11 protein-coding genes are annotated in these 20,899 nt (G+C 54.0%); 2 read left to right on the top strand and 9 right to left on the bottom strand.

The features are described 5' to 3' along the window. Positions 1 to 315: 315 nt before the first annotated feature. From FJQ58_RS32820 to FJQ58_RS02275, 5 genes are all read right to left on the bottom strand, one after another. Positions 316 to 5,487, bottom strand: a complete 5,172-nt coding sequence (locus FJQ58_RS32820; RefSeq protein ID WP_139990821.1) for a glycosyl hydrolase family 28-related protein — start codon at positions 5,485 to 5,487, stop codon at positions 316 to 318. 328 nt (positions 5,488 to 5,815) lie between these two features. Beyond that, a complete protein-coding gene (locus FJQ58_RS02290; protein ID WP_162341265.1) occupies positions 5,816 to 7,366 on the bottom strand; it encodes a type 2 periplasmic-binding domain-containing protein in 1,551 nt (516 codons plus the stop codon). Between the two features lie 118 nt (positions 7,367 to 7,484). Further along, on the bottom strand, positions 7,485 to 8,438 hold the full coding sequence (locus FJQ58_RS02285) for a carbohydrate ABC transporter permease (RefSeq protein WP_139990819.1): 954 nt from the start codon (positions 8,436 to 8,438) through the stop codon (positions 7,485 to 7,487). Then, positions 8,432 to 9,154 carry an ABC transporter permease gene (locus tag FJQ58_RS02280; RefSeq protein ID WP_238403738.1) on the bottom strand — a complete coding sequence of 241 codons (723 nt, stop codon included), beginning with the start codon at positions 9,152 to 9,154 and terminating at the stop codon, positions 8,432 to 8,434. Before FJQ58_RS02280 ends, FJQ58_RS02285 begins: the two co-directional genes overlap by 7 nt. Before the next feature lie 268 nt (positions 9,155 to 9,422). Beyond that, positions 9,423 to 12,272, bottom strand: a complete 2,850-nt coding sequence (locus FJQ58_RS02275) for an alpha-mannosidase (protein ID WP_139990817.1) — start codon at positions 12,270 to 12,272, stop codon at positions 9,423 to 9,425. Between the two features lie 248 nt (positions 12,273 to 12,520). Here FJQ58_RS02275 and FJQ58_RS02270 point away from each other — a divergent pair, with 248 nt between their 5' ends. Continuing rightward, a complete protein-coding gene (locus tag FJQ58_RS02270) occupies positions 12,521 to 13,693 on the top strand; it encodes a GntR family transcriptional regulator (protein ID WP_139990816.1) in 1,173 nt (390 codons plus the stop codon). 189 nt (positions 13,694 to 13,882) lie between these two features. After that, positions 13,883 to 15,397: a GH32 C-terminal domain-containing protein gene (locus tag FJQ58_RS02265; protein ID WP_139990815.1), complete on the top strand. Its 1,515-nt coding sequence runs from the start codon at positions 13,883 to 13,885 to the stop codon at positions 15,395 to 15,397. Positions 15,398 to 15,609: 212 nt separating this feature from the next. Here the strand turns inward: FJQ58_RS02265 and FJQ58_RS32815 are convergent, their stop codons facing one another. The 4 genes from FJQ58_RS32815 to FJQ58_RS02245 form a co-directional block, all read right to left on the bottom strand. Then, complete coding sequence (locus tag FJQ58_RS32815; RefSeq protein WP_338016118.1) at positions 15,610 to 15,900, bottom strand: TnsA endonuclease N-terminal domain-containing protein; 291 nt, start codon at positions 15,898 to 15,900, stop codon at positions 15,610 to 15,612. 667 nt (positions 15,901 to 16,567) lie between these two features. Beyond that, on the bottom strand, positions 16,568 to 19,117 hold the full coding sequence (locus FJQ58_RS02255; RefSeq protein ID WP_139990814.1) for a winged helix-turn-helix domain-containing protein: 2,550 nt from the start codon (positions 19,115 to 19,117) through the stop codon (positions 16,568 to 16,570). 141 nt (positions 19,118 to 19,258) lie between these two features. Then, a complete protein-coding gene (locus FJQ58_RS02250) occupies positions 19,259 to 20,524 on the bottom strand; it encodes an S-layer homology domain-containing protein (protein ID WP_162341263.1) in 1,266 nt (421 codons plus the stop codon). Positions 20,525 to 20,538: 14 nt separating this feature from the next. Further along, positions 20,539 to 20,859 carry an InlB B-repeat-containing protein gene (locus tag FJQ58_RS02245; protein WP_476641267.1) on the bottom strand — a complete coding sequence of 107 codons (321 nt, stop codon included), beginning with the start codon at positions 20,857 to 20,859 and terminating at the stop codon, positions 20,539 to 20,541. Positions 20,860 to 20,899 lie beyond the last annotated feature (40 nt).

The following is a 20,899-nucleotide window of genomic DNA, read 5'->3' as shown; positions in this document are numbered from 1 at the left end:
GAAAGAGCCGAGCGAAATCAGTATTTAGAAACCTACCATTCGTCGGCTCAGTGGTGAAATTTAAGCAATAAGCAGTAAACTTAGTGGAATATCTGATTACTAATTTTATGTTCTACAGGAATTCTTGAAAGTTCAGATGCCCTCGCAGCAGATCAGCAATTCTTCTGTGCTGCGCTCACCAGGATAAAAAAAGGCTCGGCAACTCGCGCCAAAATGAATGCGTCTTCACAAAAAATCCTCTATAAAAACCAGAAGCAATTGTATCAAACAATAGGAAATGGGGAACTCACCCTTTTCCAACCTCACGCTGTTGCTTTACCTGCTCACATTTCCATCCTGCGCCACCGTACCCGATACGGTGACTCCTCCGGCGGCGGCGCTGCCCGTGACGCTGACGGCGCCGCCGGCGTTATCGACGATGGTTGCCATCCCGGTGGCAAAATAACTCGTCTGCACATCGAGTGTCCCGCCTGCCACCTTGATCGCATGAACCCCCCCATCGACAAAATGCCCTTGCTGCAGCAGCACATCGCCGCCACGAATATCGTAGCCTACCGTCGGGTTCGTCCAGTGGTTCGTGTTGAATAGACGGATTGGCGCGCTTCCGGACACCGTATCATCTACGACGACGAAATGGCCGTTGTCGTATTGCACTGTCTCCAAATTAATGAACGACACGCCATGCGTATCCAAGGAGCTGAATCTGACGCCGTTTTTGGAGCCATCTGTGCCATGATTCAGCACGGTGCCGTGAAAACTGCCGAGGCCCGGCTGCTCGATGAATCGCATCCCATCGTTAGCACCGAAGACGAACGTTTCGCTAACATAGCCATTAGCCACCGCCCCGAAAACAAAGCTCGTCCCGTTTGCCTTCTGCCAAGGCCAGATCTTCGTCAACGTCTCCGCACCCGTCGGCGAGTTGAGAAGTTTCTCGTCGCCCGTCCAATACGTCGGGTTGAAATGCACGTTCTCGACCCAGCCCTCGGTCGTCGTATTCCCGGCGAACAGACCGGTCTTCAGACCGGCGCCGGATAAATAGTCAATCACGTGGCCGTTGTTGTTGTAAGTGCCGAAATCGACGCCCTGGTAGGCGTTGGAGACGTTCGTGTAGATGATCCAGCAATCCGGTCCCTGGCTTTGAATGGCCCAAGGGTACGCCTTGACGCTGTCGATATCCTGCTCGGGATACCAGATCAGTATGCCGCGGATACCAGAGCCTCCCAATACTCCATCCGAGTTCAATTTAATAAAAGGCGTTCCGGCTGCATTCCCGGCATCGCCGGCTACATAGGCGTACAGCACCGTACCGTGGCTCATCGTATGAAACGGCACATCCTGCGCGCCGCGCAGCTCGACCCCGGCCGGTACCTCCAGATGGCCGTCTACCCGGTATTTGCCGGCTGGCAAGTATACCGTCCCGCCGCCGTTTGCACCCGCTTCATCCAACGCATCCTGAATCGCCGCGGTGTCGTCCGTCACTCCGTCGGCTGCAGCATGATACGGGCTGGCCGACACGTCGAACATGTCGCCTGTCCCCGTCTCGGCTGGCTTCGGATGCACAGAGCGGACATAAGGCGCGCCATCGATCTCTTCATATGTGCGCGGCGATTGATCGATCACGATCTGGCTGTTGGCCGGATTGGCGTTATCGATGGCCGCTGAACCGTTGTAGTCATTGCTCAGCAGACTGGCGGACGATACGCCGCTGCCCAGGCACATGTGCCGGGCTCCGCCGGTCGCGGCAGCGAACTCGCTGCCCTGTACGAGCAGGCTGCCCGCTTCCGCTTCGATCACGCATCCTGCCGTATCCCAGCTGTCGAAGCTGCTGTTCACGAAGCTGAGCAAGCCGTCGCCGAGCAGACGAACGGCACTGCCCGAGCCGCTGAATGCTGTCTTGTTGAACTGGAGGCTGGTCTTCTCGAAGCCGGACGACGCCAGCACAGCGACCGGCTCCGGTCCTGCTGTCGCTTCAATCGAGCTGGCGGAGATGAGCCAGCCCATCAGGCTGACAGCCTCTGCATCTACGCCGACTCGCGCATCTTTTATCGTCAGGTTATAGATGCTGCCGTTGGATGAACCACTCGTACCGATGAATCGAATCCCGGTGGCGTACCGGTCAATAGTGACTCCGTTCAGCACCTCCCAGTCGTTACGGGCGATGACGATACCGACGGAACCATTGTCGCCCTGCGTATACGCGGAGATTGCCGTCGCGCTTGGCGAGCCATCCAAGCCGGACTCTGCCCAGTAATCCGGCGAGAACCCAACCTCCTCTACCCGGCCCACATCATACACATAATCAAGATACATGCCCGTCTGCAGCGGCGTGCCGTACACGTCGCGAATATAATGCAGGCCGTTCACCCGTTTGTCTGTCAACAGCCCCCGATAAGCATTGACCAGCGTCAGGTTCATTGCCGTTCCCGATGACGGCGTCGTCAGATCGATGGTATAGGGATAAGGCACAATCTCTCCGATCTTCTGCTCAGGGTAAAAGATGGACAAGTTGCGTATGCCGGCTGACGTTCCCATCGTGATGAACGGGCGCGCCTGCTCGTCTCCGTGTCCCGGATAGGCCAGCAGCAGCGTGCCATCCACGGTCTTGTCGTTATCGGTCGGCTGCTTCCAGTCTCCTCTCAGCGTGCAAGAATTCGGCACGAGAAGGCTGCCGAGCAGCTTGTACTGTCCATCCGGTGCATAGACAACGCCTCCGCCCGCAATCGCGCAATCATTCAGCGCGTGGCGGAAAGCCGCCGTCGCGTCCAACACGCCAGTCGGGTCGGCACCGTAGCGCACATCGGTTACATCGAAGCCGGCGATCACAACATCCTGTGCCGCAAACGTGGTATTGCGCACCTGCGCCTGCGGCGCATGAACCGGCTGCCCGCCGGTCACAGCGCTCGCAGTAACGCCGCTGCTATACGCCTCGCCGACGAGACTCTTGTCCGCCACTTCGGCAAAGAACGAATACCGCAAATTGCCCAAGCGATCGGTTACGACAATATTTTTATAGTCCGTACTGTAGCCGAGCCCGCCCTTGTCGTTCTCGCCGACGAGCAGTAGTTGATCAATGTGCTTGCGGATCATGGACAGCGGCACCTTCAGCTTGCGGTGATACCACTGGTTGTCGGCATAAGATGACAGATTGGCGGAGCCGCCGTGACCGCTCAGTCCGTTCTGGTCGACCCATCCGGTATCGCGAAAGTTGCCGCCTTCGAGTACCAGAATGTCGAGACCGCCCGCCCCGTTCACGGGACCGTCCAGACGCAGGTCATATTCAATGTAGTCGCCGGGTTGAAACTTGTAGTCGGGCATCGCGACTTTCTGGTAGACGTACTTGTTGCCGGAGCCCTCGGCGTTCGTTACCTCCAGCGTCAGCATGTCGGTACCGGTGCCAGCGTAATGTTCCTGTGGGAGACCCTCCTGCTCGACAAAATAAATGGTATCAAGCTTCGAGAGAACGGAGGACGACTTGTTAAGCTCCAACAGGAAATAATCAATAGCTGAAAGATCGGGAGAGCCAATGACGTCCGCTTCGTCCAGCTTCAAGGCTACGAGATGCCAGCCATCGGCAGCCTGGCTTAGCACATCGGCCATCTCCCAAGTATACGCATCCGCCGACAGGGACCCTGAGCTGGACACGCCCACGGTTCCCGTCGCTCCACTCAGTTTCGAAATATCCTCTATATAATAGTAGAACAGCAACATTCCGGCGTCCGGCGCAACCAGCGCGTCGAAGGGGGCACCAAACGTTTTCTCAAACTCCACCGTCCCGCTCCCGCTCCGGCTCAAGCTGGCCCGGCCCTCGGCCTTGTCTGTCGTATCGAGCGTGAGCGTGTTGGCGGAGCTCCAGCCTGTCAACGCGTCCGCCCGGTCCAGCACCACGGCGTTCGGATTGAACTGCTCTAAGAAAATATAATCCAGCTTAACAACGGGGGATTGCGCATTCAGGAAGAAAATTCGGAAAAAATCGAGTTTCTCGAAATCGGGATGCCCCAGCACAACACTGGTTGAATCCAGCTTCAGCGTCACAAGATTCCAGCCGTTGCTCAGCTGCGGCAGGACGAGTGATGCGAAGTCCCAGGAAATCTCGTCGACGTCCGGACCGCCTGAGCTGGACAGTTCCACCTGGCCATACGTCCCTTCCAGCTTCGACACATCGTCCACATAGTACCAGAAGTTCAGCGTACCGTACTGCATCCTTAATCCAGAATCGACCGGCGCGGAGAAAGTCTTCTGGAACTGTACCGCCTGGCTTCCCGCCATCGACAGACTGGCCGTCCCTTCCCGCTTGTTCGCGGTATCCAGCGTCAACGGATTGGCGGAGCTCCAGCCGCTCAGCGAATCGGCGGTATCCAGCGTAACGTCGACGGAAGAGGCGGGCCGCTGCTCGAAGTAGACGTGATCGAGCTTTATGGTCGGCGACTGGGCATTGAACAAATAAATCCGAAAGAAATCGATGGCTCCCAAATCGGGGTTGCCCAGCACGTCGCTCGTCCCGTCCAGCTTCAGCGTCACGAAGTTCCAGCCGTCGTTCAACTGCGGCAGCACCCGCAAAGCGAAGTCCCAGGAAATCTCATCGACATCATAGCTGCCGGAGCTGGATATCTCCACCTGGCCGTGCGTGCCGACCAGCTTGGACACGTCGTCCACGTAGTACCAGAAGTTCAGCGTCCCGTACCGCATGGTCAGCCCTGAATCGACCGGCGTGGCAAACGCCTTCTCGAATTGCATCGTCTGGCTGCCCGTCATGGATAGGCTCGCCGTGCCTTCCCGTTTGTTCGCGCTATCCAGCGTCAACGGATTGCCGGAGCTCCAACTGCTCAGTGAATCAGCCGTATCCAAGGTGATGATCGGCGACGAAAGTCCCTCGGCCTTTTGCTCGAAATATACATGGTCCAGCTTTACGACGGGAGACTGCGTATTAAAAAAATAAATGCGGAAGTAGTCGATCGCCGCCAAATCGGGATCCCCCAGCGTCCCCGTGACGTCATCGAGTGCCAAGCTGACGAGATTCCAGCCGTCGCTCAGTTGCGACAGCACCTTCGCGGTAAACTCCCAGTAGAGCTCGTCCACATCCGAGCCGCCGGAGCTCGTCAGTTCGACCTGGCCGTATGTGCCGTCCAACAACGAGACATCGTCCACGTAATACCAGAACTTCAGTGCGCCATCCCGCAGCGACATCTGGGAATCGACCGGCGAGGCGAACGCCTTCTGGAATTGAACGACCTGACTACCCGTCATCGACAGACTGGCCGTCCCTTCCTGCTTGTCTGCCGAATCGAGCGTCAGCGGATTGGAGGAACTCCATCCGCTCAGCGAATCGGCGGTATCCAGCGTAACAACCATCGAAGGCACTGCAGCTTCCGCCTGGCTGGGCCAAGCTAGCATCCCCCATTCGCTCATGAGCACAGCAAACACAAGCACGCACGAAAGAGAAATTTTCAATCCTTTCCGACCTATCATCGCCATTGCATCCCTCATCATCGATTATTCCTCTCTAATTTTGATTATGAAAGCGTAACCAAAACAAAACAAAAAAAGAGCAGATCATCGTGAATTCCCCTCCGGCCTGCTCTTTCCTCGCTGTTTGCCACCTTACTTGTAGTCGCAGCAACGCCTACTTTCCTATTAAAAATTGTTCAAAAAGCCCGCTTGTGATCACGAAGCATCTCAGAGATGCGTATTCAACATCGAATCTTGAATGCAGTCGGAACTTCAGTTGCTCACGCAGCTTCCACTACGCTCAGCTCCTTATTTCCTCCTGCCTCCAACCTTTTCGGTGCTAAAAACTGACCTTTTTCAACTCGCATGATTAGTTCACATAATCTGGTTTGTTCTTATTCATCTGCAGCCCGTTAACTTCGTCGATAATTTTCTGGCCGCCGGCGTTGCTCCATTTTTGCAGCGCATCCAGCCACGACTGCTTGGTTGCAGATTTGCTGATGATGGCGCTGTCCACGACCGGCTGCATGTAATCGTTCCAAAGCCTTGCGCCGAGCTCGGCGTCAGCTGGCGACGCGATTGTGTAATCCCGCCAGTCCGGATAATCGACCTGCGCGTATTCCTCGAACTTGCTTTTTACATACTCGAATTGATCGCCGACGCCGGCGCCCTCGTAATCCAGTTGCAGGCTGTCCCAATCCAGCTTCTCACTGATCGGGTCAAGGAAGCGCAACGGCTCGATCTGCTCGCCTTTGTAGCCTGCTTCGCGCTGCTCGTTCGGTATCACAACTTTCTTGCCTTCGACCACGTTGTAGGTTTTTCCTTCGACCCCGTAGCGGCGGAAATCCGAGCCTTCCGTCAGCGTCCAGTTCAGATAACGGAAGATGCCGTCCGGATCATTCGCCTTAGCAGAGATGTAGAAGCCGCGGTCCACTGGGAAAACCGAGCGCGTCCCACCGGGAGTGCCATCCGGACCTGCGAGCGGCGACATGATGCCGACCTTGGCATTCGGATCGAGTTTCTGCAGCTTGGTTACCTTCTCGATATAACTAACCCAAGGCGTCGCTATCACGGCAGCCATCCCGGCATTAAATTTGTCCTCGGCGAAATTTGGCTCTTTGTTAAGCTTGAATTCCGGATCAAGCAGCCCTTTGCTGTACAAGCTCTGCAACCAGACGAAGAAATCGATGTTCTTCTCGTTGGCAATCGATGGAATGATCCGGTTCCCGTCGTTCGGGTCTGGCGTCCAGCCGTTCATCGAAACCTCCCATGCCGTCGCCACATCCTTGAACGACCACTCGTAGCCAGCCGTCAATGGAATCGTATCGTTCTTGCCATTGCCGTCCGGATCGCTGTTCTTGATGACCTCCAGCGCCGCCACCAATTCATCCACCGTCTTCGGCTCGGCGATGCCCAGCTTCTCGAACCAGTCTTGGCGGTACATGATAGGAGCCGGGGTAATGGGGTAAATCAGATTCGGAATAAAATAACTATGGCCGTCTGCCGCCCGCAGCTGCTCCCAAATGCCGTCCGGCACGGCGTCCTTAACCGCCGGATACTTCTCCAGATAGTCGTCGATCGGCAGAAACGCTCCCTGCTCCTGTAAGTCCCGATCCCGTTCCATTAGGGGACCGTTCGCCCACAGCACGTCCGGCAGATCGCCTCCGGCCAGAATCGTGTTGATTTTGGCGTCGAAGTCAATAACAGGAATGATACTCACTTCAATCTCCGCATTCGCTTGCTTGAGCAGCTCTTTCTCGTACGCTCCGCCTTTCGCATACGTCGCCGGCCCCCAGGTCGGACGCAGGTAGGAGAATTTGATAACCTCCGGCTTGGCGCCCTCCACCGTACTTTCTGCTGGAGGTGTTCCTTTTCCAGCGCCCGCACCTCCGTTCCCATTGTTGCTGGTGCAGCCCAGCACCGTCGAAGACAACAGCAGCAGCGCCAGCGTGCCGAGGGCCATTTTTTTGTTTTTCATGGATCGTACACCCCTTATTATTGGTTTTATGAAAATTCCCGTTCGGGAAGATTCAACGCGTTCAGCCTTTTACGGATCCGAGCATGATGCCCTTAACAAAGTACTTCTGGAGAAACGGATACACAATCAGAATCGGCACAATCGCAAAAATAATGGTCGCTGCCTTGATATTCTGCTGACTAACGATGATCTTGCCCGCGTCCCCCGGCCGGATAGCGCCGCCGCCCATATTCATCATGTTCTGATCGATGATGATTGAACGCATGACCACCTGAAGCGGCCACTTCGAATTGTCGCTAATGAAGAACAGACCGGAGAAAAAGTCATTCCAGTGTCCCACAGCATAGAACAGCCCGATCGTCGCAATGACTGGTTTGGACAGCGGGATAATCAGCTTCCAAAGCACCTGGAGCTCAGAGGCTCCGTCCAGTCGAGCCGATTCCTCCAGGCTCTCCGGAATATTCCAGAAGAAGTTACGCATCAGAATAAGGTTGAACGGCGCCACCAGCCCGGGAATGATCAGCACCCAGAGCGTGTTGAGCATGTGCAGGCTCTTAAGCAGCAGGTAGAAGGGAATGAGCCCTGCCCCAAACAGCATCGGGATGACGATCATCCACATCAGCAGCTTGTAGCCGGGGATATGCGTCTTCGACAGGCCGTAGGCGCCCGTGATCGTGAACACGAGATTCAGGAAGGTGCCGAAGACGGTGACATAGACGGTAATGGCGAACGACTTCAGCAGCACCTGCGTGCCAAAAATATACTTGTAAGCCTCCAGAGTAAATTCGTGAGGCAGCAGCATTAATGGATTTTGTGTAATCGCATACCCTTCGCTCAGGGAAATCGCCAGCACGTTGACCATTGGCAGCAAGGTGATCAAGCCAAGCCCGATCAGAATCACGTGAATGATCGTCTGCGCCCACCACGGATTGCGGTCGAGCCGCCCCTTCCCGGCCAGCGACACCTGGAGATCGTTATCAAACGATGTATTCTCGTTGTTGGATTCGGTTACCACAGCGACTTCTCCCCCATTCTGCGAATGATCGCGTTGGCTGTGACGATCAGCGTGAAGCCAATGATGCCTTTCAGCAAGCCGAAGACCGTCGCCATTTCATACTGCGCCTCCTCTAGCCCCAGGCGATAGACGTAGGTGTCGATAATATCTGCGACGCCCATAACCGCGCCATTGTACATCATAAATACCTGATCGAATCCTGCATCAAGAATGCCGCCCAGCGACAGGACGAGCATGAGCGCAATGACCGAGCGGATGCCCGGCAGTGTCACGTGCCAGATCTGCCGCAGCTTGCCGGCGCCGTCGATCTTGGCTGCTTCATACTGCTGCGGATCAATTCCTGAGAGCGCAGCCATATAGATGATCGCGCCCCAGCCGAATTCCTTGGCGATCCCGGTCACAACCAGGATGGAGCGGAAATATTCCGGCATCGTCAGGAAATTGACAGGCGCAAAGCCCAGGTTCGTCAGCACCAGGTTGACGATGCCCAGCGGGCCGAGCAGGTTAAAGACGATGCCCGAGAACACGACCCATGAAAGGAAGTGCGGAAAATAAGTAACGGTCTGAATAGTCCGTTTGAACCATAGAACCCTGATTTCATTCAGCAGCAGTGCGAACAGAATCGGCACTGGAAATCCGAACACCAATCGATACAAACTGATAGCGATCGTATTAAGCGTCACCTGCGGCAGCTTTGCCGATTGGAACACATCCACGAAGTTTTTCCAGCCTACCCATGGACTTTCCCACATGCCTCTGAAAATCTGAAAGTCCTTAAACGCGATCTGTAAACCCACAAACGGGAGATACGCAAAGATGATGAAGTACGCGATTGTCGGAACGATCAGCAGGTAGATGAAGCGCGCTTCCCAGATGCGCCTGAAAAGCTTCTTCTTCGTCGGCCGCAGCTTCCATTCGTTCGCTTCGGGTACATGTATGCCCAGAGAAGTCCCCCCCTTTTATTAATTATTGGTTAGGCCCGCTTCAACCAAACTGCAGTCGGATCGCCGCCGACCCGTACGCTGGCAAATCGAAGGCAACCACGCTCTCCTCCAACCGCACCACTCCGCCATCTGGCAGCTTGCGCTCCAGCGTATCCACGAACCAGGCTTCCGTCACCGTAGCAGCTACCTGCAGGCGGACGGTCGTCGGCGCCCCCTCGGTTTCGTACACGCGGACAACCCACGCCTTGCCGTCACCCTTCTCCGGCATCTTTAAGGCAGACACTGCCGCCGTACCGTCTAGTAGCTCGAGGAAACCGGTATCAAGTGCCCGCTCGCCCGCATGGGCCGTGCCCGATAGCACGTTAAACGGATGGTTGAACCGATAGGCCGTCTCGATCCTATCACAGGCCAACTGATCGGATGGCAGTACGCCAATCGCGAAGGAAGAACGGTGATGATTGCCTAACTCCGGATGGAGATCCGGATCGTAGGAGCTGCGAATTAGCGCGACGGCGAGCGAATCCTCCGTGCCGCGGAAGCCGTACTTGTTATTCGTTACCAGCATGACGGAAGATTGTGCGGTCTCGTCAGCCGGGATGGCGACCATGAAGCTGTTGCCCGGCACGTCGTGCGCCAACGGGGCACGTTCGATAATCCCGTAAGGGATATCACATTGATAGCTTTTGATCGCAGTGGCGAGCGGCCAATGGAAATTCAACTGCGGCACGCTGTCGCCCGGCCGGCCGATCTCATGCCAGTCGCATTCCAGCTCGTATTTCAGGAAAGGACTGCCCTGATCGAGCGATACGTAGGCGCGGAGCAGTGATTGTCCGAATCGGATTTCCAGATGCATAGTTTGCCGCAGTGCTCCCCATACGCCCTTTTTGATCTTTACCGAGCGGTTATGCAGGTTCTCGACTTCCATATAACGGCCGACACGCCAGGAGGTCATGGCCCGTTCAGGATCTTCCTGAATGAGACGGAACACGCCGGCCGGCTTTGCCGGATCGATCAACTGCTCGCCGGTCGCCTTGTTGACGACCGAGCGCACGGTACCGTTGCGGGTATCGAATGTCGCTTGCAGCAAATCGTTCTCCAGTACGTACGTCTCCTCCAGATCCACGCGAGGCTCCGTCGCTTGATACGGGCCGACTGTCGCATCCCCTTCCGAGACCGTGTACGTGGCATAGCCGCACGCCGGCGCTTTAGCGAACGTCAGGATCCGGATAAAATCGTGACCCCAATATACGTTGTATCCTTGGTCAATCACCTGGTACGGCACTTGATTGTTTGCGCTGTCTTTAACAATCAGCTCCTTTATCGGGCTTTTCCAGTCCCACAGCACGATTTCGACAACCTCCTCGCGCTCGTGGACGGACGAGTTGAATAGATGCACAATCCGGACATTGCCGCGCCCCCGCTCGACCTGGGTAATCCGGAACGCGCGCGAGCCGTAGCCGGCTCCTGCCCCATCCGATAAACTATGCCGATCGTCGTTGCCAGCCAGTGCAGACGTGTCGATCCCCGCAGCAATCCGTTCCATCGCCAGCTTGCGGTTCGTATTAGCGATCGCCATCGTATTCTGGAACAGTCCGAGCGCATGCTCGCGCGTCTCGATAACCCCAGACCCTGGCAAAATATCGTGAAATTGATTAAAAAGCACGTTGCGCCAAGCTTCCTCATACGATTCGCTCGGATAATGAGCGTTCGCCTCGACTCGGGCAACAGCATTGAACGCTTCCGCTTCGTTCAGCGCCGCTTCGCCCATCCGGTTCGCTGTTTTGATTCGCGTCTGCGACGTGTAACAGCCGGTGAATACGAAGTTCTGCTCTCCTCTGATGACAGGGAAGCGTTCCGCCACCTTCTCGGCCATTGCAAAAAACTCGCGATACGTCCCGAACCTCAGGCGCGGATAGATCGGCCATTCCTTCATGTCGATCAACCGCTCCAGGTCGCGTCGCGTCGGGCCGCCGCCGTGATCGCCAACGCCGTATACCTTCAAATAGGTGTTCAGCCCGGTTTGGCGGCAAATGTCCGGTACGTAGGAACCGAGTGACGATTGGATATTGTCGTTGTACCAAGTCGGCTCGCGGTAGACGAGCACGGACTTGCCTGAAGGCGCTTCCCAATTATAGAAGATCGGCGCCTCGTTCCCCCGGCAGTGATAGAAAAATTTGACGCCGCCATTGGCAAGAATCTCCGGCACATTGAGACTGTGGCCGAACGTGTCCGGCTCGAAGTCCAGATTTAGGCTGTCGATGTCGAGCTCAAACAAATCGGCCAGGTAACGCTTGGCGTAGAGCATGTGACGGGACAGGCTTTCGCCGCTCGGCATATTTTTGTCCGCTTCCACCCAGTGGGAGGCCGTCACTTCCCAGCGCCCTTCCTTGACTCTTCCCTTAATCTCCTCCAGCATGTTCGGCGCAAACTGCTCGACGATTCGGTAGATCGACGCCTGCGATTGCGAGAACGTGAATTCAGGGTACTCATCCATCAGGTTCAGCATCGTCCGGAATGTATCCAGCGTCACAGCAACCGTCTCGTCCCACGACCACATCCAGTTCATGTCGATATGGGCATGCGCGACGCACAACACTTCGTAGCTTTTGGCTTGCTCGGCCAACTCAATCAGCTGTTCTTCGGCGGCGAGGACGACCGGCTTACCGATGACCCCTTCTTCGGCGAAATGCGCCTCAATAATTGTAAGCGCTTTCTCAATTGTCCCGTCGTATTTTCCGTCGTTTACCTTAGACATCTCGTAGGCAAAGCTCAACTGCGCCAAAATTCGCCCGCCCCAATAGCCGTATTTTTCTGTGATTTTCTCTTCCCAGTAGCTCTTGGGTTCCGGCCCGAGCAGATCTCTCAGTCGGCGCTCCAGGGTGGCTGTCATTGAATTCACTCCTCAAACTTCTTTTAGATACCTATATACCAATTATTCATATTTAGATACCTTTGTCACTTGTAAATATATTATAATTCACCCCCCTTGTAAAGCTTAAGTTTTTTGGAGGTACGGAGATTAGTTTAATTTATTATGATAAGGTTTTAAGGTTGTATATTGGTATATTTATGTGTCTTGCAGGAACAACTGTGCTAAAATAAAAAGTAATAACCACGTATTGGAGTTGAACCATTCGAATGACACGAAGCACGAAACGTACGCCCCTCTATTCACAAATCAGAGATTATATATTGGCTAATATTCAGCAGTTCCACTGGCAAGCGGATGATCAACTGCCGACCGAGCTGGAGCTGGCCGAGAAATTTAACGTCAGCCGCTTTACTGTAAAAAAAGCGATGTCAGAGCTGGTGAAGGAAGGGCTCATCTACCGCATACAAGGCAAAGGCTCCTATATTTCGCAAGTGGTTGGCGAAGAGAACCGTGCCATCCCCCTCCAAGCTGCCGAAGCTGGTGTGTCCACAATGAAGCTAATCGTACTGCTCACCCCGCATATGCAGAGCAGCCTGTCAGCGAGCATTCTGACGGGAGCGGAATATTACCTGGCCGAACAGGGTTATCAGCTGATCGTCCGCTCAACACGTAACGAACAGGAGTTGGAACGCCAGCTGCTGGTCGATTCCGTCCGTATGGGCGTGCGCGGGGTGATGATTTTTCCGGTGGACGGGGAGACCTATAACGAGGAGATTCTGCGTCTGACGCTGAACAAATTTCCCGTGGTGGTCATTGACCGGTACTTGCGGGGAGTGGAAACCAACTGCGTCTGCTCGGATAATGTCGGAGGCGCCTACAACGCTGTGTCCCATTTGATTGAGCTAGGGCACCAGAAAATCGCATTCGTCGTGGTTCACGACCGCAACACAACTAGCCTGGAGGAGCGGATCGCCGGCTATGAGCGGGCGTTATCCGCCAATCACTACCCGTTCGGCCCGCGTCTCGCCTGCTTCGAGTCGGAGGACCCTGAGCTGACGCCAGAGCAGCGGGAGAAGCAAGGCGACCAGCTTGAGCGAATGACTTTGCGCATTCAGGCTTTTCTGAAGCAGAACCCTACTGTCACCGCCGTGTTCGCCGCCACGACATATAGTGGTCTAGCCACGTTGCAGGCGGCGGAGAACTTGGGCCTCCGCGTGCCCGAACAGCTGTCGGTCGTACTCTGCGACGACTTCGAGCATTCCGGTATCTCCCGGATCCCGCCTACTTGCGTCGTCCAACAGGAAAGCAAGCTGGGCATTGAAGCCGCCAGGCTGCTGCTCTCGATTATTGACAACCCTCTGCAGGAGAGAAAAAAACTGACGCTGCCCACTCATCTCGTGGTGCGGCAATCCACCGCCCCGCCTACTAATATTATTTAATGAAGATGCCCCTACTTCCTGAGCGAAATTCACCACGTTGCGCTTTCTCCACTAAAAGGCGCCTATTTCACTCAGGGAGCTCCTCTCTTACAATTCCACCTTTACAGCGAAAACAACATGATTTATACTTGTACGTGTTATAGGTATATTGGTATTTAGATATGTATATTAGGGAGGTTTGTATCGAAAATGCTCTACAAACCACAGGAGGATCGTCTTTGGGATTGTTGGATCGTGCCACACAACAACCGCTATCATCTGTTCTATATCCGCATCACACCAGGAGCCGAACGCTGGAACGGAATCAGTATGGCCGTCTCCTCCGATCTGCTGCATTGGAAGGAGCATGGTCCCGTTCTGGAGAAGCACCCGGACGCCGCTTGGCTGGGCACCGGCATGGTACAGCGAATTGGTGAAGATTTCATCCTGAATTACTCCGAGGAGCTCATCCCAGGCCATCAACAAATTCGTTTTGCCCGCAGCAAAGATCTCTACAACTGGGAACGTATCGACGACGTTGTGCTGCGGCCGGACCCTGCCTATTACTTGGACGATCCCGATGATTGTGTCGAGGAATTGCCGCGCTGGGATTCGCTTGGTATCGTCAATGCCTTGCAGGATGCCCCGCCGCCCTACACCGGCTTTCTGACCGCGCACGCTGCGGAGCGGAAGCTGAAAGCGAAGGCCGGCGTGCTCGGCGTCATGACTTCCATGGACGGGATCTACTGGGAGGCGCTGCCCCCTGGGACAGCCGAGGATCTGTTTCCCAACTACGAAGTTCCCGAACACCTCAGCTTCAACGGCCGACATTACGTCATGTTCTCAACCGTGACGCAGCACGGCTGGCGATACGACGACCGGGCTCTGGCCCGGTCCGGCGGGACCTACTACGTTGTGTCCGAGAACCTGCACGGCCCCTACCGTCTGCCGCCTGAGGATCCGATGCTGGTCGGCATCCGCGATCACGCCAATGTCGTGATGGCTTATGTAGGCCGTGTGATTCCATACGAATCCGGATATCTCTTCTATCATTTCTGGGGGAATGACCATATTGACGGCCGCGTCGGCCTGCCCAAGCGGATCGTCGAGCGCGAGCCATGGGTGCTAAAGCTGGAATATTGGGAGGGCTGTGAATCCGTTAAAGGAGGGTTGGTGAGCAGCGGGATTTCGTTCTCCTTGTACCGCGTGCTCCGTCAGCCCGGACGGCTTCCATCCGTGATCTGGCAGTCAGAGGACGATCGGACGCTGAGTTTCAATAACCAGGGAAGCACGGGAGGCATCGAGCGAGACCTCCCACATGCGTCGTCCCCGACCCCAAGCAGCGTGGACTGGAGCGATGGCCGCGTGATCGAATGCATAGTAACGGTAAATGAGGGCGCGGGCGTCGGTATCTTTGTGGGAGAGCGACGGTTCTGCCTGTTTCTGAATGTACGGCACAATCGCCTAGAGCTCGGGGATGTGAAGAACGGCTGGGGTGTGCCTAATGTCCTTGAGATTGCAGCACACAAGCCATGGCCATTGGCTTACAATACGGAGTTCCGGCTTCGCCTTTTTGTACGCAACGAATGTGTCGAGCTGTTCATTAACGACGACTACGCCATCTCTTACCGTCTCGATCAACCGCTGACCCTCTCCCATCTCGGGTTCTATTCCGAAGATGCGAGTGGCTCTATCACGGATTTAAACATTTGGGAAATGGCCTGATACCTGCAATCTGCCATAGCGGCAACACCACCCGAATGCTTACTTCGAATAAGAGCGGCTGTCCAATAAGTACCCATAACAAAAAGGTTGGGCGTGAAAACGAAAGGTTTTCCGTCCAGCCTTTTTTTGTTTCTGCTTATGCAGCAAGGTGGCTTCCTGCTATTTTTAGTAGGTTGCCGGCCAACGCTACAATCCCAAACTTCATATGAACCTTAACTAATCCTCGCAAGGAGAAACGGCATAAAGCGTGATTGCCCTTGTCCTTTCCGGTCACGATTCCCGCTTCCACGGACTGTCCGACTGCTTCCTTCGCTCAAGTCGAGATCTTGGCCTGATCGCCGAATAGCGAGAGGCCGGCCGTCTTGGGCACCATGCCGTTCTTCCCAGTAAACACACTCAATGTCAAATTTTGCGATTGTTCGCTCATTTTCTAATTCCGAAAATGGATTAAGCGTTCTTGCGTAGTGCTTATCCTTATGTGTAACAAGAAAATCAGTTGTCATTACAATGTCCACGCCTGTCTTCGAATCACCAGGGTGCTTTACACTTATTTTTTCTGCTATCAACTTAGTTTCTTCCAACGGAAGCTATAGGGAACTGCTCATGAATATCCGACAAATTATCTGAAGAATCCAATAGATAGCAATAATCACGTTCTATATCTGAAAGAAGCTCATGCCTTCTGCCCGTTGTCCAGCCTAAACCACGAGTGGCTCTGCCATCCGAGGGAACATTCTGAATCCGAAGCCATGGAAGATAATATTTGTTTGTTCCTTAACCTCTTCCTTCTCTAATAAATCGATCGATCTTTGTTTCTGTGATCTCCCGTTTCCGTTTGGCCATGATGAACCACCCCCAAAATGATATAAAAAAATGAGGCTACCCGAAGGCAGCCTCAAATAGAGTCATGTTGTTTGTTCTGGATATCGATTCTGTAGACAGTAGTAGAGCTCCTAACAAGGTTGCATTTTACTAAAATCTACCATAAACTTCGCTTGTGTACGCTCAACTGAGCTAAACACTGTCCAAGTATTAGAGCCCCCTTTTGTATGAGTATTGTTTTTATAAAAGTTGTAGGGACATCCTTCGCAAGGCGTTCTTGTTTGGGCGCTAAACTATTCGAAGCTTATCCATTAAAATTCCCCGCTCTCAAGCTTACACGCCAATCGCTCAAACTCGTTTCCTATATCCCTTGGCTAACATGATTGCCTCAGCCCGGTTATCTACCCTTAACTTGCGATAAATGTTCTTCAAATGGAACTTCACCGTATCTCGAGTGACATTTAATTGATCGGCAATCTCCTTATAGATGAATCCCTCCGCAAGCAATTCAAACACCTTCTCTTCCTTCTCGGTCAGAGTCTCGTCTGACAAAGATTTTGGAGACGAATCGCTGTTCATAGCATTGAGAAGCAGACGGATATAGTTCGAGGGCAACAATGTCAATGCTGTCTTTTGCTGCTGATTCAGAAGCTCGGCAAGCATCTCAACCATCAGAGGGCCTTCATCAAGGAAGCTGCGGATGTAGCCCAGCGGTTCCGAGAGCCTCAAGGCAATAACCAGCGGTGCAAAGGCTGCTTGGGGCTCCTTGGATTGCCGAAGGACCATGCTATGCAAGATCTTCAACCTGATCCGTTCTCGCAGACGATTTTCCTTGTCCGCAAGGCGCTCCAGCTTCTCGAACAATTGCAGCGCATCCTCGATCCGTCCTTTCCCCGCAATCACCCTGACCATTATTAGATACTCTTCAAAATACCGGGCCGAAACTTCGTCCGAATGCGACATTCCACTCTGTTCGAGCCAATCGTATGCCTTCTGACGCTGCCCTTGAAGCAGATACAGCCTGGCTTGTTCCGCCTTGATTCTTTTCCAAATAATAGGCTGATCTGGCGAGTCGACGCTCGAACCGAGATGGGTAAGCGATTCGATAGCTTCCTCCTCTCTTCCGAGAGCCTGCTTGAGTCGGGATGACACAACGCCCAGATGAATCCAAGTCCATACGTTGGCACGAAGATCACTTCGGCTGAGCGCTTGTCCAATGTACGACTCCGCCTCGTCCAACCGGTTCCACTCGTGCATAAGCGAACTATAGGATAGATACGCGTAGCCGACAAAGGGATAGTTCGGCTTCTTCCCCCACATCGTTATCAGCTTAAGCTGGAATTGTTCCATCCCGTGCAGATCGACGGTCAGCGAGAGCGGATCCCCGAATCCCTCGTGACCTAAATAACGTTTGGTCGAGGCTTTCTGGAGGCTGCTCCCCTCTGGCAAATAATGCTCCAACAGCTCAAAATAATGAAGGGCTCGCGGCATATTCTGCTGCATTCGGAAGAAGAGTGCATGTAAGTAATAGAGATTGCCCATCAGTTGCTTCCATTCCGGCTCAGGGATGGACGCCTTCATGGCTTCGAACCGTCTCTCCGCTTGCTCGGCCTTACGCAGTCCTTGCTCCCAATCCCGATCCATCAGGAACTGCGATATGCGATACAGCTGGAACATCGGCCTGTGTGCAAAGCTGCTCTCCGGCAAGGCGTTAATCCATCTTCGAACCACGTGACTCCTTGATTGCAAGAGTTCCGGCATGATGCGGTCGATAATCCTGACGGCATCTTCAGCCTGTTCCGTCCTAATATAATGCTCCACCGCTTCTTCATAGAGCCCCTCGTTCTCATGCCAGGACGCAGCCCGATGATGGGAAAGTCTCCACAGTTCCGGGTAGTCCCTAGCGCACAGCTGCTGCAAGAACTCGGACAACAGATGATGATAGCGGAACCAATCGCGCTGCTCATCCAGCGGAATGATGAACAAATTTAGTTGCTCCAACCGCTCCAGTTGGACCTGACTGTCGACTTGTCCCGTCACCGCCGCGCACAGCTCCCCGTTCATGCGGCTCAGAACCGAGGTAGCCAGCAGGAATTGCTGCGAGGATTCCGACAGATGCCTGAACACTTCTTCCAATAGATAATCGGAGATTTGGCGCTGCCGGCCGCTGAACTGGCGAATCGTATCGGCGATATTGCTGCTTCGTTTGAGCGTGATAGCCGCAAGCTGAAGTCCGCTTACCCAACCTTCCGTCTGCTCAAACAACATAGAGATTTGCCTTATCGATAGCGATAAGTTCGTCATCTCTCGGAAGAAAACTACTCCCTCCTCCAAAGCGAATCGCATGTCTTCTATTCGAATAACGTTGATCTCGCCCTTGGCAAGAAGTCTGGTCGTGGGAAAAGACAGCTCGGTGCGGCTTGCGATATAGAGATGGAAGTACGGAGGCAGATGCTCAAGCATATATCGGATCGACTCGTTAACGAACGCATTCTCGATGACGTGATAATCGTCCAGGATGAGTACAAAATCGCCGCGAATCGAGCTTAGCTCGTTCAGAAACGCTGATACCGCGAAATCGATGGAAGCCGCAGACTCTTGCTCAAGCAGGAATTCGATCGATTCCCCGAACAGCGGCAGTCTTTCTCGTATGGAAGCTAAGACGCAGCTCCAGAATGCGCCCCAATCGTTATCGTATTTATCCAGGGAGACCCAGGCAACCGAAGCTCGGCATTGCCTCGCCCATTCGCTTAAAGCTGTCGTTTTGCCGTAGCCCGCTTGGGCCGATAGCAAAGTCAACTTGGTCTCCATGCCTTCCTCAAGCTTGCGCGTCAGTTGCGGCCTAGTCACCAAAGATCTGCGCGCTGGGGGAATGAGATATTTGGTACTACGAATCATATTCAAAGCCTCCAAACGCCTAAATTAAAAATTCCATATAATCGATTATATTCGATTTAATTGGACAATTCCCTTTTACAATTTTGTGACAATTGCAAAACCCCTGTGCTATAGGGCACAGGGGTCTCTCATCAATCCGGTTTATTCTTTTGTTTTCTGTTGCTCTAACATTCGCAGGAGAACCGTCACCGCTTCCGCTCGGCTTGCTTTAGCTTCGGAATCGAACCGATTATCTCCCGTTCCTTGCATCAAACCGGTCACCTTGAGAGCAGCAACCGCACCCTTCGCCCACGCCGGAATCTCACTGTTATCCGCGAAGCCGGTCGCGGCATTCGCTTCGACTGTCAGATCTAGCGCCTTAACGATCATCGCCGCCATCTCGACTCGCGTAATCTCAGCGTTCGGTCGGAAGGTACCATCGTCATAACCGTTGATAATGCCAGCTTGTTTAGCCTCCGCCACGGCATTCTTAGCCCATGCAGGAATTTGTGATGCATCCTCGAAGGCCAATTCCTCCTTTGCTCCTGCAGGCTTAATCGCATTCATTAGCATCACGGCGAATTGAGCTCGCGTAACCTTGAAATTTGGCTTGAACGTTCCGTCTGGATAACCAGTCATAATCCCTTGGCTAGCTCCTTGGCGAATCGCTTCCTCCGCCCAGTGACCGGCGATGTCGCCGAATTCGATTACCGGCTTCGCCGTATCTCCTACAGCTAACACGGCAAATTTTGTAAAGTGATTGACCTCTGCGGTAATGAAGCCGCCTCTTACGACGCCGCCAATCTCCATCCATTCTTTCTTCTCTTCATCATAGTAGAAGATGGAAGCACGCTCGCCGTCGCCTAGCTTCGTCGGATCGAAGGCTAGCTTCAACGTAATGTTTCTCTTGAAGGTACCTGGGACATTCTTCAAAACTTCGAAGACTTCGCTTACCAGCACTTCTTTATTCTTTAACAATTCATCCGTGTCCAACAAGGTCTCGACTGTCACTCGCAAACTCGCGTCCGTCGCGCCGGCTGGAATCTCGATGGTGATCTTGTTATCGCTCAAGCTAACCGTTCCCGGTCGACCACCAGGAAGCATCAACTCTCCATTGTCGGAGATGACTGGGCCATTATCCGGAACGCTTAAGCCTCCACCACCGACGCCGCCGCTTGGAACTTTCGTCCACTTCGCATACAAAGTCGTATTCGCGCTTACCGTATCCATCGTGAAGTTCCACTCTGTTGCGTAGTAATCTTCGCGATACCAGCCCGAGAACGTGTAGCCCGATCTCGTCGGATCGGATGGCTTCGTTACAGTCGCTCCGGAGAGGATACCGGCCGCGCTCGCTACCGCACTGCCTTCCTTCGAATCGAACGTTACCGTGTACGTCGACATCGGAATCGCCGACCACTTCGCATACAAAGTCGTATTCGCGCTTACCGTATCCGTCGTGAAGTTCCACTCTGTTGCGTAGTTATNTAACCCGCTCTCGTTGGGTCGGCTGGCTTCGTAACAGTCGCGCCAGAGAAGATGCCTGTCTCGTTCGCTACCGCGCTGCCTTCCTTCGAATCGAATGTCACCGTGTACGTCGACACCGGAATCGCCGTCCACTTCGCATACAAATTTGTATTTGCGCTTACCGTATCCATCGTGAAGTTCCACTCTGTTGCGTAGTAATCTTCGCGATACCAGCCCGAGAATGTATAACCCGCTCTCGTTGGGTCGGCTGGCTTCGTGACAGTCGCGCCAGAGAAGATGCCTGTCTCGTTCGCTACCGCGCTGCCTTCCTTCGAATCG

The organism is Paenibacillus paridis (assembly GCF_006345825.1).
Taxonomy (GTDB): Bacteria; Bacillota; Bacilli; order Paenibacillales; family Paenibacillaceae; genus Pristimantibacillus; species Pristimantibacillus paridis.
The sequence above is the reverse complement of the archived record's forward strand: the minus strand, read 5'-3'. Positions and strand labels throughout refer to the sequence as shown.

What these genes read in the sequence shown, in the direction of transcription:
- FJQ58_RS32820 (WP_139990821.1), bottom strand. Translation starts at nt 5,487, where the DNA reads ATGATGAGGGATGCAATGGCGATGATAGGTCGGAAAGGATTGAAAATT.
- FJQ58_RS02275 (WP_139990817.1), bottom strand. Translation starts at nt 12,272, where the DNA reads ATGACAGCCACCCTGGAGCGCCGACTGAGAGATCTGCTCGGGCCGGAA.
- FJQ58_RS02270 (WP_139990816.1), top strand. Translation starts at nt 12,521, where the DNA reads ATGACACGAAGCACGAAACGTACGCCCCTCTATTCACAAATCAGAGAT.
- FJQ58_RS02265 (WP_139990815.1), top strand. Translation starts at nt 13,883, where the DNA reads ATGCTCTACAAACCACAGGAGGATCGTCTTTGGGATTGTTGGATCGTG.
- FJQ58_RS32815 (WP_338016118.1), bottom strand. Translation starts at nt 15,900, where the DNA reads ATGACAACTGATTTTCTTGTTACACATAAGGATAAGCACTACGCAAGA.
- FJQ58_RS02255 (WP_139990814.1), bottom strand. Translation starts at nt 19,117, where the DNA reads ATGATTCGTAGTACCAAATATCTCATTCCCCCAGCGCGCAGATCTTTG.